Below are 14551 nucleotides of genomic sequence, written 5' to 3'. Positions count from 1 at the left end.
CTGGTGGACGCGGCTTATGGTTTGGGCTTGTAGCCGCGCAGGTGGGCATTCAACAGCTGACGCCGCCGGCTGCAGGCCTGGTGATTGCCCTGGGCGCGCCACTTGCCGCACTGATCGCACACGCTGGTGTGATCCATGTTCCAGGGAAAGCGGCGCACCGGTGTTGCGGCAGGGTCATTGGTCATGGCGGGACGCTCCCCGAGTGGCCGGGGTGGCCAGCAGTTGGCTGATCACGGCGACATCCGTTTCGCTCAGGTCGCCCAGGGTGCTGGCCATCTGGCTGAGGCTTTCCAGGCGTGTTCGGGCTTCAGGGGTTTTATGCACCAGGTAGCCGATAACGGCGGCGCCGATGATCGCGGTCGCCACCAGGTGCCGCGCCGGTGTGTTAGCCTTCGTGCCGCTGCTGCTGGGGTTCTGTGCTTGCATGGTGTGGTCCTCGTATGTGGTCGGGTGTCGAGGAGCTGCAACTCCTCGGCACTGTTTTTAAGATCAGTCCTTTCGTGCCAGGTGGATCACCAGGCCGTCAAAATCCGGCTCATGCTCAACACATGATTGCCATTCCAGTACCCGCAAGATCTGTTGCCTGCTGCAGTCGTCCACAAGGATTTCGCGCTGGCCTGCGGCGGCCCGCACTTCAAGAATCTGCAGCAAACCTTCCTCCCCGTACGCACCGGCCTGAATGATCGGCGCGCTTTGTCCGGTGAATTCCAGACGGCTTTGTACCGATTGGAGCTTGTTGGTTTGGCCGTCGCCGGCATTGCCCATAAACACTTGGATCTGCATCGGTCTTGCTCTCCTTTACGCCTTGAATGTCCAGCACTTGACGGTGGTCGGCCGGGGTTGTGAAACGGGATTGCGGTGGTTGAAGGCTGCGCGTACGGCGCTGTGCACGGCCTTGTTGCTGTCTAGGAATTTGCGCGATCGTGACTCTTTGAGCAGGTCGCGCAACGTGGCCACGTCAGCCAGCTTTTGTTTGTGTTCGGCGGCGCGCTCGCAGAATTCGTTGAGGTTGATGGCGATCACGGCCGGGTCACTGCTGTGGTCGACCACAGGGTCCTCACTCAATGATTCGAGGTAGTCGTAGACCTCCCAGAATTCGGCGACGGCCGGATGGTCGGAACTGATCGAGGCCTGGCGCTCGATCGCCATCCGCACGATTTGCCGTTGCGTGGCGGCGACTTGCGGATCACTCAATTTCAGCACCAGGCGCAGCCCGTCCAGCAGCGAGAGCAGTTGTGCGTGGTTCTTACTGATCCGCTCCACTCGGATATAGCCGCGAAGGTCATAACCACAACTGCTGCAGTTGCCCAGGTCGCTGACATAGGCCGTAGCGCAGGCAAAACAATGCGTGTGCAGGCGGCGCAGCTTGGCTTCGTGTTCGGGCATGCGCTGGGCGAACAGATCGAGCACCGCGGACTCCTTGCCCACGGCGCGCAACAGAAAGTGGCTGAGGACACCGCCCTCCAGCGCATTCAACTGATCAGCGGCCGCACGGCTTTCCGGGGTCACGGTCGGGCGCACAAAGTGCAGCTTTACGATGCGCGTCATGATCGCTTCGTGAGCCACCACGGCGGCGTTCTGGCTGATGGCGATCGTTCCCCGAAATGGCGGTTCGTACGTCTCATTGCCTGCTGTCTTGACGCCTTTTGTGGCCAGCGTGCCGCCGCCGTAGAAGTCTTTCAGCTCATCCCATTCAAAGGTTTTTGCGTGTGCCCGATCGTCGCTGTGGCGATCGGCTTCAAGAAACACGACCGGCATGCCGGAGACCTGGCCCATCAGGCGCGAGCGTCCGGCTTTGGTCGATTTCATAGGGTCGAAGCCTTCATAGCCTTCGCGTCCGAGCAGCTTCCACAGCAGGTTGAGCAGAGTGGTTTTGCCGGCACCGGCTTCACCGGTGGCCTCCAGAAACGGGAAGGACTGGTAACGCGCGCGGATTTGCTCGCAGAACAGCGAGCCGAAAAAGAACACCAGCGCGACAAAGCCCTGGGCGCCGAAGCAGGTCCACAACAACCGCACCCACTGCTCGTTGAAGTCTTTGCCGTCCCGCTGCAGCTTGATCGGGACACCTTTCTGCAGGGTTTTCAGGCGCAGCTTGCCGAACTCGAAATAGTCTTCGCTGTTGACCTTGTAGGTGGTGCCATCCTTGATCGCGATGTCGCCATAGACGTAGCAGGCGTATTCCTTGCTGTAGCCGACGTAGTCGATGGTCGACACGGTTTTGATGCCGAACAGTTGGTCCTTCATCAGCTTGTCGAGCTGCTGACCGCTGCCCGTGAACATGGCGCCGGCGGCCATGCCGAGCAGTCGCTTTTTGAATTCACTGGCGGCGGACAGCTGGCCGCTGGTGAACGTGTTTTTCACGCTTTCGGAGTCGTGGGGGAAGTCCACGCGCAGGTAATACCAGGACTCGTCGGTGACTTCGTTGCGCTGGAAGTACAGGGCTTGCGGGTAGCAGTTGGCAATCTCCACGACGCTGCCGGACTGCTGCAGCGCCTTCTCGCGCTGTTGCGCCTGGTTGAGCAACTGGTCGTCGTGGTTCTCGCTGTCCTCGATGTCGGACATGGCCCGGTTGAATTTCTCCATGTCCAACTTGAACCAATACAGACGGCTGCCAAAGCCCAAGTGGAATTCGCCACGCTTGTTCCAGTCGTACATCAGCAAGGCCTTTTCCGCTGCGCTTTCTGCCAGCAGCAGGGCGCCCAGGTGACGGGCCTGTTTGAGGTCCGTGGCGATCTGTTCGGCGCGCTTGGTGTCGTCCTGAATGAAGCTCCAACGCTGGTGCAGATCGTTCCAATCAGACTTGCGGCCGTCACGTTGCGGGATCTGTGCTGACTCGCAGACGAAACCCAGGGCACGGGCTTCGCGGACCCAGCGCCGAGTGTAGGCGTTGGCGCTCGGTTCGTTGTCCAGCGCCCATACCAACTTGGGCAGCTTGCCGCCCTCACGGGTTTTGATCAGTGCCTTGAGCGAGTCACCGGGGAACGCGTTAGACGACATGGCCGATACGGCCGCGATGTCGTTGTGCACCAGAGCGATGGCGTCAAAGATCCCTTCGACAATCCAGATTTCCTTGACCTCAAGCAGGTCGACGCAAGGGGGGCACCACCAGACGCCTCGATAGCTGTCCTTGGATTTGAAGCGCGCCTTCATCTTGCCGAAACGGTGCGACTGATCGATCAGTCGTTCCCACCAGCCGCCTTTTTCCAAGGCGAAACGCACAGTGGCGCTGCCGGCGTTGTGGTCGGGCGAGTAGAAGCTTTCCTGCGTGAACCAGCCCTGGATCAGTTCAAATCGAAAGCCCCGGGCGTATTCCAGATAAGCCCGTGCAGTGGCGTTGGGGTGCTGGTCCGTCGCCGGCGCACGCTTGCTCCAGTCCTCAAACAGATCGTCGTACAGCTCTTTTACGTGCAGGGTATGGCCGCACTTTTCCGGGCGACCACAGATCACCATCCATGGTGTATCGAATCGGGAATACAGTTCCTTTTTCTTGCACTTGGGGCAGGTGCCACCGCGCATGTAATCGGTGCCTACGCGGTGCTTCAGTCCGAAATCGAACTGGAGGCGTTGCAACACGTCGTGGCGGAGATCTTCTTTCATGATTACTTCACTGCTTTGAGGCTGAGGGAGAGGGCGGCCATCAGGCGTTTCTGGGCGGCCATCACCGGAGTTCTTTCGAGGATTGAGCTGTGCCGTTTTTCTTGCGGGACATACCGGTATTCATCCGCGTACCAGTAGTCGTTGAGGCTCAAGCGGTACTGCTCACGCATCGCAGCCAGAAGTGCTTCGGCCTCTGCGGGTGGCAGCTGGGTGGTCAGAATTACGGCGTTTCCCATCTTGAAACCTCGATTTCGGGCGCAGCTCACCCAAACCCACGGGGTGTGGGGCAGGCGTTTGTGTGGGGGTTGGTGTTACGAGTTGGCTAAGCGAAAGCGGCCAAGGTCCGACGCGTTGATGATTCGCTCATAGATGAGGCTGACCGGTACGGCCCATTGTCGGCCGGTGACGGGATCGACGATCACGGTGTGCGTCGACGTGCTGCTCTGGATGTTCAGGCGTTGCCGATCGCGAACGGCGACCATGGTGGTGCTTGCCAGGTGAACGATTTTTTCAGCGACCTGCGTTTGCACGTCATAGTCTGCAACCAGGTGTTGAACAGCCCGGCTGAACAGTTGCTGATCGTCGCTCAGGTGTTCGCAGTGGTGACGCTCAAGAAACGCCAGCGCGGCGCTCTGCAGGACATCCTGGTATTCCGGTACTGCAGACAAATTGTTCATTGAGCCTTTCCTGCGCGGTAGAGAGCGATGGCAGCCAGCACTTCTGCGTGCCTTGCTGCTACGTGGAGGTTATGCGCGTCCATGATGAATTCGGCTTCTTCATCACTGATCGAACCGTCTTCAAGAGCGGCTGCAATTGCTTGATCAACACACCCTCGCTTTGCAGAAGCCTGCACGGAGCGTTTGTAGAGTTCGACATTGTCGAGCGTTCCAGGATCAGCCACTGGTACGAACAGTCCCCCATACATCGAGGCGACGTAGGTGGGGAAGTGCTGAGTTCCACAGTCCTGCTCGAGCATGAAAACTTGTAAGTCGCTGAGGGGACTGCAACCAGCATTTTCGTAGGCATGGTTGTCGAATTTTTTAAGCTTCAGACCCAAGCGCGCAGCAGCGGCTTCGCGTCCGCCGGCGTAACTGCGGATGATCTCGCTCATGACTTCTTTGCGAGTGTCTAGGATTGGACTTTTCAACTTCTACTTTTCCCTGTTGAGCGCCGCGATTACTGTTCAATTACGCCGTCTTTGATGCCTAGCAACACGGCGGCGCGATGTGCCTCCCCTCGGCGACCTTTGATCCGACCGTTCAAAAGGTCGCTGACCAAATTTTTGTTCAGCCCATGCTTACGACTGAACTCCGCGATACTTAGTCCCTTTCGATCGAGAGCCGCCCGGGCTTGCTCGTGCGTAATGGTGGCGGGCATAGTGTTCCCTCTGTTCATTTGTGTTTGTTTGCGTTTGTCTGTGGTGATTCTTGGTCAAAAAAATGATCAAGTCAATGGTGGTGACTAAAAAAATGCTCATAGCGGATCGAGTAGGTGAACGCCTCAGGGAAGAGCGCGAGCGCTTGGGGTTAAATCAAACAGAGTTTGGAGTCCTACTTGGAGTCAGTAGGGGAACGCAAAAGAACTACGAACTGGGGGCCAGCTCCCTAGACCTTCGTTACGTCACGGCCCTGGAAGAGAAGGGGGTAGATGCGGCTTACGTGCTTACGGGACGTCATGCGACACCATTGGGCCAACTTTTTAGCCCCTCGGAAGAACAGATGATCATGCAATTCAGGTCTATCCCTGATGATGATCAGAAGGCGATTCGTCGTTTCCTTGAAGCGATGGCCGACGACGCCGCCCGGCACCGGTCTTAACTCGCAACAATCCCGCACAGTCATTGGGGTATCTCTTATTCCAATGCAGTTGCGCACCCCCCATAAAGTCCATTCAGCAATGCACTTTATGGAGTAGTTAGCATGTTGGATCGCAAGAAGAACGATCACATCAACCTCGAATACGCCGGGTCGGAAACTACCGTACTCACGGACATTGAGCGTCGACTGATCGATCTGTATCGCCGGCTGAGCCGCATTGAACAGCAACAGGTTCGTCGCGTGGCCGAGATACTGGCAATCAACCCAAAGGAGAAAGTAGAGGGCTGACCGTCATTCCTTGAATGATCCCGATCGCCGGCGCCATAGCGTTGGCGGTTTTTAGCTACGCCACCGCCTGCGATCCCAACTGCTCGAAAAGCTCCCGCTGCTTCGCTCGGGGCATTTCCCGCAAGCGATCGATCAACATCCGCTCGAATGTCTGCGATGACGGACTGAGCGTGTGCGAGAACGTCAGATTTGCCACCCATGTGTGCCCGCACTTTGCGTCCAGGCACTGGCAGTACAGTTTTACAAAGGCTCTGGTTACCTCTTCCCGCGAGGCAATTCGGCCCTTGTGTCCGCAATTGCATACAACTCTCATTGTGTCCCTCCCCAGGGGCAGCTGATCGCCACCATATTGCCATAATATTTAGTGGCTTTCTCTCCGCTTGGTTGCTCATGTAGTGGTATCCACTGCTTCTGGAATAGGCTTCCAGCTAAAGCGCCTGTCTTCTCGCAGCTTGTCATTCAACTGGTTGAACAGCTGGCAGATCGGCCGGATTTCGTTGCTGGTGTACACGCGATCGATCTTTTCGATATCCCCGAAACCGCCGGTGTTTTCCGGGATGATGCCCGCCAGTGCCGGGTTCATGCGCCAGGCGGCGATAACGTCGTTTCGGGTGATGTTCTTCACCTTCTCCAACTCGTCTTTCGCCTGGAAGTCACCCACGGGGATGATCTGGATCGCGTTTTCTTTGCCGTTGGGGATGTTGACGAACATCGAGCGGAAGTTGCCCACGCCCTTGCTGGCACTGATCTGTGCGCGCAGCTCGTCTTCGTCCTCCTCGGTCAGATCAGGATCGTTGGTGTAGAAGATGTAACCGGCGTGCGCGCCGTTGCTGTAGTACCGACGGCGGAAGAGGGTGGCCGCCTCATTGAGCAGCAGCGCCTGCAGGCCGCCCAAGTAGTCCGGGATCCCGTAAATGTTCTGTTCCACGTCGTAGTCCAGGACGTGGGAGATCTCGTGCTGTTCGAATTCCATTTCCTTGTTGTCGGGCAGCAGCATCACGAAACCGCCGTCGACCTTTACCCGCATGTTGATAGCCGGAAGGTGCTGCAGCTCCAGTACCTGTCCGAATGCATTGGTGTCGTTGTAGAAATAGGATTCGCCAAAAACCATGTAGTCCAGCCCTGCACGCCCCATCGTCTCCGTGCTGCAGCCTGCCGACGGGATGAACTCACGCAACAGAAGGTTGCGTTTGAATTTTGGAATGGCGCCGTGGTGCGCGTTGGCGCGCAGCAGCTTGGCCAGACCAGCCCGTGACACCGGAGGTTTGTAGATCTTGCCGTCGTCGCTGGGGAACACGCCCACGTACTCGCCGATGTTGCCGGACAGCACCTGTTCCGGCTCCCCGAACGTAAACGAGCGCATCGGTTGCTGCGTTGGTTGGGCTACGTGTTGCTTTCTGCGCTTGCGGTTGGCCATGGCTGCTCTGGTTACTCGTGACGTAGCGGCTGCGACGCCGCTTGTTGGTGTTCAAAGGTTCGTTGGACAGGGCGTGCATCACCGCCCAGGCAATGTCGGCGTGACCGGTGGCTTCGGTACGCGATGCGCTGTAGGTGATCTGGCCACTGTTGGTGGCGCCGCGCTTGATGGTCAGGAATGCTTGGGCGATATCGGTCCAGCCGGCGTCCCACTCGATGCGACTGCCTTGGATCGTGTCCTGGGCTTTGAGCACCAGGGCGTTTTTCGCCTCAAGGCTGTAGTGAATCGGTGTTGCCTTGGCGTAGAAGTCGCGCACCAGATCGAACACGCCGTAGCCCACGCCGGTGACGTCAATGCCGATGTGCTGGACGTTGAAGCGCTCGGTCAGCTTCTTGACCTGTGCAGCCTGGTAGGTGAACGAGTGGCCGCGCCAGCTGTGCTTCTCCAGAATCCGGAACTTCGCCCCGGGTTCGAGTGGCGGCGCGATGACCACACAGGTGGCGTCGTCGCGGGTGCGGCTTGGGTCGTAGCCAAGCCAGACCGGGCTGTTGCCGAACGGTCGATCCAGCTCCGCGTTGTAGTCCTCCCACAACGATAGATCCGAGTAGCAGCGTTCCAGATCCTTGAGGCTGAATGCGCTTTGCGTGCTGTCGATGAACTTGCAGTAGAACAGCTGCTGAAATTTGTCTTCGTCGTACTCCAGCTGCAGCTGCTCCAAGTCGAACAGGTCGCAGCCGCCAGCGATCGCATCGTCCAGGGTGATCGTCTTGCGCCACTGACCATCCGGACAAAGCGCGCCCTGCGTGTAAGCCGCTTCGCTCGGCCACACACCGCCGGCCTTCTTGCCGCGTTTGCTGTTGCGGAATTCGTCGCCCGACCAGAACGGGTACGCCTGGTGCGACACGGCGCTGGGCGTCGAGAAATAGGTTTTGCGCCACTTCTTGTGTGTGCCCATGGCACTGGCCACGGTGCTGAGTTTTTCGAAGTCGCGGATCCAGAAATATTCGTCCACGTAGACGTGGCCGTGGTAGCCCTGGGCGGTGCTGCTGTTGGTGCTGAGAAAGCGCAGTTCGGCGCCGTTGCTGAGCGTGATCGGGTTGCCCGTCAGCTCGATATCAAACCACTGCTTGGCGAACTGGATGATGTAACTGCGGAAGATCTCGGACTGCGATCGGCTGGCAGACAGGAACACCTGGTTGTCACCGCTCAGCACGGCGTCCATGAACGCTTCGCCGGCGAAGTAGTAGGTCAGACCGACCTGACGGCTTTTGAGGATGTTCCGGACACGGCAAGTCAGCGGGTTCTGTTTCGCCTCGAAAAGCTCTTTCTGGTAGCCGTACATCTTCGAGATGAATTTATCGAGGAAGTCCAGTTCGGTCAGGCCGCTGACGTCGTTTTTCACCTTCTTTTCGCGCTTCTTGCCGCCGCCTTCACCTCGCTCACGACGTTGACCAGGCTGGCGTTCGCGAGGCTCCCCCGGTGCGTCCGACGGCGCAGCCTGTGCAGGCTTGGCGGCAAGTTTTTTCAGCCGCTCAAGTAGGCCCGTCAGTCGCTCCAGTTCGTCCAGTTCGGCTTTCGTCAGCGGGTCGATCTTTTCCAGGATCAGGGTGATTCGCCGGTTGACCGCGCTCAACGGTTCTTCATCCGTCAGCATCTCGTCCCAGCCGCCTTGGCGGATCCAGTAATAGACGATTCGGATGTTGGGCAGCTTCAAATGCGCCTGTATTTCCTTCACCGAACAGCGGCGCAGGTAGAGGCGTTTTGCGGCTTCTTTAACTTCGGTCGGGTAGTTCATGGGCCGCAGTCTATGCGGCGAAAACCCCGGAAACGCGGGGTTAAATGCTGCGATCCGCCTATCTCTCGAAAATAGGAGAATCTTGAATTTCAACCGTTTGTTTGGCGGTAAACGGCTCCCTATCGTGGCGGCTCATTCAACGATTGAGCGCAGCCACCACTCATGCCCCGTTCCCTTGTCTCCTACTGGAAACGTGTAGCCACAAGCGGCCCGACCGTCGATGGTCGCGAGATCCTTCCCCAGGAACTGCGCGACATCGCCGAGACCTACACGCCGACTTTGTACACCGCTGTTATCTGGTGCGAACACGAACGCTGGTTCGGATCTCACGGGACGGTTTTTGCTGTGCGCCTTGTCGAGGAGGGCGACGATCTGGAACCTGGCCAAGTCGCTCTTGAAGCGCAACTGAAGCCAAACGACAAGCTGCTGCGCCTGAACGACGCCGGCGAAAAGCTGTTCACCAGCATCGAGATCAAGCCGAATTTCCGGGGCCGTGGCAAAGCCTACATGACCGGTATCGCCGTCACCGACGAACCCGCCAGCGTCGGCACGCAAGAACTCTACTTCTCCAGTCGCACCAGCCGCGATGCGTACTACGCCGCCTCCCAAGAACTCGGCCCTCTGCGCGAAACCGAAGCGCAGGGCGAGATTGGCCGCCTTGTCGGCATGTTCACCCGCCTGTTCAAGCGTTTCGGCATTGACGACACCGCCGCCGAAACCACTCCGCAAACCCCAACCGAGAGCAAACCCCCAATGGATGAAGCTACCGCAACGGCTTTGAAAGCCCTGCTGGCCCAGCTGCTGGTCGTCGCTGCCGGCATTCAGGCCGTGATTGAGCCTGCTGCCGAAGACGCGCCAGAACCCGATCAAGCCCCGATCGATGACGTCAGCGCGGCAGTCGACGAGATCGTTACCACCGCCGAAGAAGAACGCGAATTCAAACGTACCGGCGGCAGTTCCAACAAAGCAGTGTTGGCAGCTCTGACCAGTCTGCAGCAACAGTTCACCACGTTGCAGAACACTGCCACCGGTCGTCAGCTGCCGCGCTCCACTGGCGCAGCCGACAAAACCAAAGCGCGAGTACTCTGACATGGCCCGTTCCCTGAGCGCCTACGGCGCCAAGATGTATGCAGCCATGCAACTGGCCATGGCCGAGACCTACGGCGTCGAGCTGTCCAGCAAGATGTTCAGCGTTGAGCCGTCTATCACCCAGGAACTGAACGACGCCATCACCGCCAAGTCGGACTTCCTTTCGCGCATCAACGTCATTGGCGTGAGCGAAATCAAGGGCGAGAAGGTGTTCATCGGTGTGTCCGGCCCGGTGACTGGCCGTACTAACACCAAGACCACCGATCGCGAGGCGAAAGACGCCTCCGAGCTGGACAACACCACCTACGAACTCTCGTCCACCGAGTCGGACGTGGGTCTGCCGTACGCAAAAATCGACGCCTGGGCCAAATTCCCGGACTTCCATCAACGTTACTCGGCTGCTGTGCAGAAACAGATCGCTCTGGACCGCATCATGGTCGGTTTCCACGGCCTGAAAGCCGCTGCGCAGACCGATATTGCCGCTTACCCAATGCTGCAGGACGTGAACAAAGGCTGGCTGCAACAACTGCGCGAGCAAGCCCCACAGCAGGTACTCAAGGAAGGCAAAACCGCTGGCAAAGTAATCTTGGGGCAGGGCGGTGATTACGCCAACCTGGACGCCCTAGTGCATGACACCAAGCAAATGGTGGACGAACGCCTGCGCGATGGCGGCGACCTGATCGCCATTATCGGCACCGACCTGTTAGCGGCTGACAAGGCCAAGCTGTACGCCAAGCAAGGTGATACACCAACCGAGAAAGAGCGCATCGAGGACGCCCAGGTGATCGCCACGTACGGTGGCCTGCCGAGCTTCAGCGTGCCGTTCTTCCCGGTCAACGGCGTGCTGGTCACCAGTTGGGACAACCTGTCGATCTACTTCCAGGACTCCAGCTGGCGCAAGCAAACCGTAGACAACCCGAAACGCTCCCGCGTCGAGGATTACAACAGCCGCAACGAAGGCTACGTGATCGAGCAGCTGGAAAAGATCGCGTTTACTGAAAACGTCGAGTTGGCCGCATGAGCCTGGCCCTTGCCCACAAGCGCCGTACTTTGGCACAGGGAACCGCTGCAGTAATCGCTGCAGCCGCAGCACCGCTGGCGTATTCGCCGGCGGAAGCCCTGAGCAGCCCGGCCAACGCGAAAAAGCACCTGCTGCTGATGGAAGCCTCGCTGGATCAGGATCTGCAGCGCCTGAGCGATATCAAGGGCCTCGCTAGGCGTCAGGCACTCAAGCGCGAGGAACTGCTGCCCAAGTACCAGGACTTCATTCAGCGCTACATGGATTCGGGTCCGGTGATGCCGAACCGCGTTCTGGTGCAGGTGATGGTCTGGCTGTTCGACACCGAGCAGTTCGAAGACGGTCTGGCGCTGGCGGACTTTGCGATCGGGCAGGGCCAGGAGATGCCCGAGCGGTTTAAGCGCCGCGACGTGCAAACCTTCGTTGCGGACGCAGTGATCGATTGGGCTTACGCCGAATACAACGCGCAACGCAGCCCGGAGCCGTACCTGTCCGATCTGCTGCCGCGTGTCGACGGTGAATGGGAGCTGACCGAACAGATCCCGAGCAAGTACCACAAGTTGATCGGCATGCGCGCCATGGAGGCCGAGCAGTGGGAAACCGCGCTCCAGCATCTGGAACGCTCCACCGAGCTGTACGCGAAAGCCGGCAATGAGACGCGCATTGCGAAGTGCCGCAAGGCGATCGCCAAACAAACCCCCGCCGTGACCGGCGCCCAATAACCGACTACCCCCCCCCAGCGGGGAACTGTGGACGTGTGTCTGCCATTCATGGCCAGCCCCACGAAAAACAGTCTCCCCGCCCTATTCGAGCGGCCAGCAATGAGCTTTTCCGGGAAACCCACCACCTTTGTGGAACAGGCGATTGAGAACGACGGCTTCTGGCCGAACCTCTCCGTGTCCGAGTTTCAGAAGGGCTACCGCCTGCCGGCGGAGTATCTGGTAGACATGCTGGTCACTGATTTGACTACCGCGATGATTGAGATCAATCGCGATTTGTCCAAACGCAAAGGCCAATGGCAGAGCGTGGGCATCACGTCCGTGGAATCTGGGGACCCTAAGGTGCTGCCTGACTCCACATTTCACGTAGAGACGTACAAGCGCGCCGTGTATTGCCGCGCCAAGGCCAGCTTGCTGACGCAGTTCGCCACGGTGACCCGCCGTGAAAGCGCCGAAAACACCGGCAAAGAAATGCCCGAACGCGGCGAGACGTTTCTGCAGTTCAGCCAGCAGGCGGTTCGCTCGCTGCAGGGGCGCGGCCGAATCACGGCGGCGATTGTATGACCAAGCTGCAGACACTGACCGCGTATCTGTTGGAACGCCGCCTGGTCGAGCCTGAACAACTCGACAGCTGGACGGAGCAGGTAAAGCTTTCGCTGATCTGGAAACCCGACGTCGACGGCATGCACTTCGCCGATATGCACTATCGCGCCGTGATTGTCCTGGAGCGTTTCGCCGCCAACCCGGCTCGCATGATGGCGTTGGTCGGCAGTTGGCTGGAAAACCACGACTCGAACCGTGACCGCCACGAACTGCCGGCGCCGGAGTTCCTTGTGGAGCCTCTGGATAACGATCTGTTCGACGTAGAAATCACGCTGGAGTTTGTCGAGCCGCAGTATCTGGCCGAAGACCCTGCCGGCGAGATCGAAGCCTTCGGCAAGACCTGGGCCTTTGTCCCGTTTGATCTGTGGGTTGCAGAGCGCGGCGAGGTGGCCACCGATGGCCGGGCGTAGCACGTTCGAACTCGACATTCGCGGTCGCTTAGGCGTGCGCGAACAACTGGCGTTGCTGAGCCTGCCGCCGCAATTGCGCCGCCGCTTGCTGAACCAGGTCACCAAACGCGTGCGGACGATGAGCCGCAAGCGTGTGCGTGAGCAGAAGAACCTGGACGGCACGCCCTTCGCCCCACGCAAGGGCGACACCAAGGGCAAAAAGAAGATGGAAGCCGGCTTGGCCAAGTTGATGGTGGTCACCCGGGTGTCCGCTGATGAAGCGGAATTGGGCTGGAAAAACGCCCTGACCCGATGGGTCGCCGCGCAGCAGCACAACGGCGTCAGTGAGCGCCGCACCGCCCAACAGATGCGCCGATGGAACAAGACCCCACCGGGTTTGGCAGCAACCGACAAGCAAGCCAAGCGCTTGCGGCGGTTGGGCTTCCGTGTGCGCCAAGCAGGCAAAAAGACGCTGACCCGGCCGTCTGTGGCGTGGATTCAGGAGCATGTGAACTACGCCAAAGCCGGCCTGTTGATCCGGATCCTGGACGACCAGCGCAGCGAAAGCACCGGCGCGCAGAGCTGGGAAATCACGCTGCCGAAACGCCAGTTCATCGGCGCCGAAACCGAACGCGAAACCAATCTCCTGATTAACCAGGTGTTGCAACAAATCCTAACTTCACCCCGCTAACGAGGCACTGCATGGCACTCGGTCAAGTCACCGTCGACAATCTCAATCTAGGCCAGGGCGCCGTGACTGAGGTTGAGCGTTACTTTCTTTTCATCGGCCCCGCCGCCAAAAACATCGGCCAGATCATTCCGCTGAACACCGACAGCGATCTGGACGCCGCCCTGGGCATCCCGGCGAGCGACCTGAAAACGCAAATCACCGCCGCACGTTTGAACGGTGGCCAGCGCTGGGCCTGCATAGCGGCTCCGATCGGTCCCGAGGGCGATTGGGCCACCGCACTCCAAAAAACTCAGCAACAAGGGTTGTCGGTGGAAGCGGTAGTAGTCACCAAACCTGTCGCAAAGGGTGACGAACTGTCGGCCATGCATGACGCGGCCGTTGCCCTCAACAACACCTATGGCCGTCGAGTTTTCTTTCTGGCGAGCAGTGCCGGCATCGCCGTCGACCAGACCTGGGCGCATTACCTCACCGAGCAAAAAGCGTTGGTAGCGGGTCTGGCAGCGCCGCGCGTTTCACCGGTACTGCAACTGCACGGTAATGACCTGGGCGTGCTGGCTGGCCGCTTGGCCAATTCGGCAGTCAGCATCGCAGACAGTCCGATGCGCGTAGCCACCGGCCCGGTGTTGGGGCTTGGCGACGTGCCTATTGATAGCGAGCAGATTCCGCTGCCGTCCGCTGTACGCAGCGAACTGGATCGGGCGCGGTTTTCAGTCACTCAGACCTACCCCGACTATCCAGGCGTGTACTGGGGTGACTGCAACATGCTGGACACCCCTGGCAGTGACTTTCAGGTCGTGGAATACCTGCGAATCACCGACAAGGCCGCTCGCTTGATCCGCCCGCTGCTGATCCGCCGTGTCGCCGATCGTCGCTTGAACAACAGCCCCAACAGCATGGCGGTGAACACCAACCAACTAATGGCGCCACTGCGTGCCATGGCCAAGTCCATCAAGTTCAACGGCGAGGTGTTCCCCGGTGATATCGAGCCGCCGAAGGACGGCGACCTGGTGCTGGAATGGCTGAGCAAAACCAAGGTCGCGGCCTACATCAAGCTCAAACCTCTCAACTGCCCGAAAGACCTCACGGCGAACATTGCCCTGGATCTTTCCACTGACAAAACGGAGTAAC

General features: G+C 59.1%; 20 protein-coding genes. 9 read left to right on the top strand and 11 right to left on the bottom strand.

Annotated features, from left to right (window positions below; all coding sequences use genetic code 11):
* Positions 1-14: 14 nt before the first annotated feature.
* The 8 genes from AB4P92_RS06550 to AB4P92_RS06515 all read right to left on the bottom strand — a co-directional run bounded on the left by AB4P92_RS06550 (position 15) and on the right by AB4P92_RS06515 (position 4974).
* The gene (locus AB4P92_RS06550) at positions 15-185 is read right to left on the bottom strand and encodes a hypothetical protein (RefSeq protein WP_395599154.1); all 171 of its coding nucleotides are present in this window, start codon (positions 183-185) and stop codon (positions 15-17) included.
* The gene (locus AB4P92_RS06545; protein ID WP_395599153.1) at positions 175-426 is read right to left on the bottom strand and encodes a hypothetical protein; all 252 of its coding nucleotides are present in this window, start codon (positions 424-426) and stop codon (positions 175-177) included. The genes AB4P92_RS06550 and AB4P92_RS06545 overlap by 11 nt, the downstream gene beginning before the upstream one ends.
* Positions 427-489: 63 nt before the next feature.
* Positions 490-783: a hypothetical protein gene (locus tag AB4P92_RS06540; protein WP_395599152.1), complete on the bottom strand. Its 294-nt coding sequence runs from the start codon at positions 781-783 to the stop codon at positions 490-492.
* A gap of 15 nt (positions 784-798) precedes the next feature.
* Entirely contained in the window at positions 799-3597 is a 2799-nt protein-coding gene (locus tag AB4P92_RS06535; RefSeq protein ID WP_395599151.1) for a toprim domain-containing protein, read from the bottom strand.
* A gap of 2 nt (positions 3598-3599) precedes the next feature.
* The gene (locus AB4P92_RS06530) at positions 3600-3833 is read right to left on the bottom strand and encodes a hypothetical protein (RefSeq protein WP_064392761.1); all 234 of its coding nucleotides are present in this window, start codon (positions 3831-3833) and stop codon (positions 3600-3602) included.
* 75 nt (positions 3834-3908) lie between these two features.
* Positions 3909-4274, bottom strand: coding sequence for a hypothetical protein (locus AB4P92_RS06525; RefSeq protein ID WP_395599150.1), 366 nt, complete (start codon positions 4272-4274; stop codon positions 3909-3911).
* The gene (locus AB4P92_RS06520; RefSeq protein ID WP_395599149.1) at positions 4271-4744 is read right to left on the bottom strand and encodes a YmfL family putative regulatory protein; all 474 of its coding nucleotides are present in this window, start codon (positions 4742-4744) and stop codon (positions 4271-4273) included. The genes AB4P92_RS06525 and AB4P92_RS06520 overlap by 4 nt, the downstream gene beginning before the upstream one ends.
* 29 nt (positions 4745-4773) lie before the next feature.
* Complete coding sequence (locus AB4P92_RS06515; protein WP_095050509.1) at positions 4774-4974, bottom strand: DNA-binding protein; 201 nt, start codon at positions 4972-4974, stop codon at positions 4774-4776.
* 92 nt (positions 4975-5066) lie between these two features.
* On the opposite strand from AB4P92_RS06515, the gene AB4P92_RS06510 reads away from it, so the two are divergent.
* Both AB4P92_RS06510 and AB4P92_RS06505 read left to right on the top strand, forming a co-directional pair.
* Positions 5067-5414, top strand: a complete 348-nt coding sequence (locus AB4P92_RS06510) for a helix-turn-helix domain-containing protein (RefSeq protein WP_177409285.1) — start codon at positions 5067-5069, stop codon at positions 5412-5414.
* Between the two features lie 102 nt (positions 5415-5516).
* Positions 5517-5702, top strand: a complete 186-nt coding sequence (locus AB4P92_RS06505) for a hypothetical protein (protein WP_095050511.1) — start codon at positions 5517-5519, stop codon at positions 5700-5702.
* A gap of 55 nt (positions 5703-5757) precedes the next feature.
* Here the strand turns inward: AB4P92_RS06505 and AB4P92_RS06500 are convergent, their stop codons facing one another.
* The 3 genes from AB4P92_RS06500 to AB4P92_RS06490 form a co-directional block, all read right to left on the bottom strand.
* A complete protein-coding gene (locus AB4P92_RS06500) occupies positions 5758-6015 on the bottom strand; it encodes an ogr/Delta-like zinc finger family protein (RefSeq protein WP_064392752.1) in 258 nt (85 codons plus the stop codon).
* A gap of 75 nt (positions 6016-6090) precedes the next feature.
* Positions 6091-6960, bottom strand: a complete 870-nt coding sequence (locus AB4P92_RS06495; protein WP_171057402.1) for a phage portal protein — start codon at positions 6958-6960, stop codon at positions 6091-6093.
* Entirely contained in the window at positions 6872-8914 is a 2043-nt protein-coding gene (locus AB4P92_RS06490; protein ID WP_395599148.1) for a terminase large subunit domain-containing protein, read from the bottom strand. Before AB4P92_RS06490 ends, AB4P92_RS06495 begins: the two co-directional genes overlap by 89 nt.
* Before the next feature lie 162 nt (positions 8915-9076).
* On the opposite strand from AB4P92_RS06490, the gene AB4P92_RS06485 reads away from it, so the two are divergent.
* The 7 genes from AB4P92_RS06485 to AB4P92_RS06455 all read left to right on the top strand — a co-directional run bounded on the left by AB4P92_RS06485 (position 9077) and on the right by AB4P92_RS06455 (position 14550).
* Entirely contained in the window at positions 9077-10003 is a 927-nt protein-coding gene (locus AB4P92_RS06485) for a GPO family capsid scaffolding protein (protein ID WP_395599147.1), read from the top strand.
* A gap of 1 nt (position 10004) precedes the next feature.
* On the top strand, positions 10005-11024 hold the full coding sequence (locus AB4P92_RS06480; protein ID WP_064392744.1) for a phage major capsid protein, P2 family: 1020 nt from the start codon (positions 10005-10007) through the stop codon (positions 11022-11024).
* Positions 11021-11743 carry a phage terminase small subunit gene (gpM, locus tag AB4P92_RS06475; protein WP_395599146.1) on the top strand — a complete coding sequence of 241 codons (723 nt, stop codon included), beginning with the start codon at positions 11021-11023 and terminating at the stop codon, positions 11741-11743. Before AB4P92_RS06480 ends, gpM begins: the two co-directional genes overlap by 4 nt.
* 99 nt (positions 11744-11842) lie before the next feature.
* Positions 11843-12304, top strand: coding sequence for a head completion/stabilization protein (locus AB4P92_RS06470; RefSeq protein WP_395599145.1), 462 nt, complete (start codon positions 11843-11845; stop codon positions 12302-12304).
* Positions 12301-12753, top strand: coding sequence for a phage tail protein (locus tag AB4P92_RS06465; RefSeq protein ID WP_395599144.1), 453 nt, complete (start codon positions 12301-12303; stop codon positions 12751-12753). The genes AB4P92_RS06470 and AB4P92_RS06465 overlap by 4 nt, the downstream gene beginning before the upstream one ends.
* On the top strand, positions 12740-13423 hold the full coding sequence (locus AB4P92_RS06460; RefSeq protein WP_071173509.1) for a phage virion morphogenesis protein: 684 nt from the start codon (positions 12740-12742) through the stop codon (positions 13421-13423). The genes AB4P92_RS06465 and AB4P92_RS06460 overlap by 14 nt, the downstream gene beginning before the upstream one ends.
* Before the next feature lie 11 nt (positions 13424-13434).
* Positions 13435-14550, top strand: coding sequence for a DUF2586 domain-containing protein (locus AB4P92_RS06455; protein ID WP_395599143.1), 1116 nt, complete (start codon positions 13435-13437; stop codon positions 14548-14550).
* The last annotated feature ends 1 nt before the right edge of the window (position 14551 follow it).

The sequence above is a fragment of the Pseudomonas sp. A0308 genome (assembly GCF_044218815.1).
Taxonomy (GTDB): Bacteria; Pseudomonadota; Gammaproteobacteria; order Pseudomonadales; family Pseudomonadaceae; genus Aquipseudomonas; species Aquipseudomonas iridis.
This window is presented reverse-complemented; position numbering and strand designations above follow the sequence as displayed.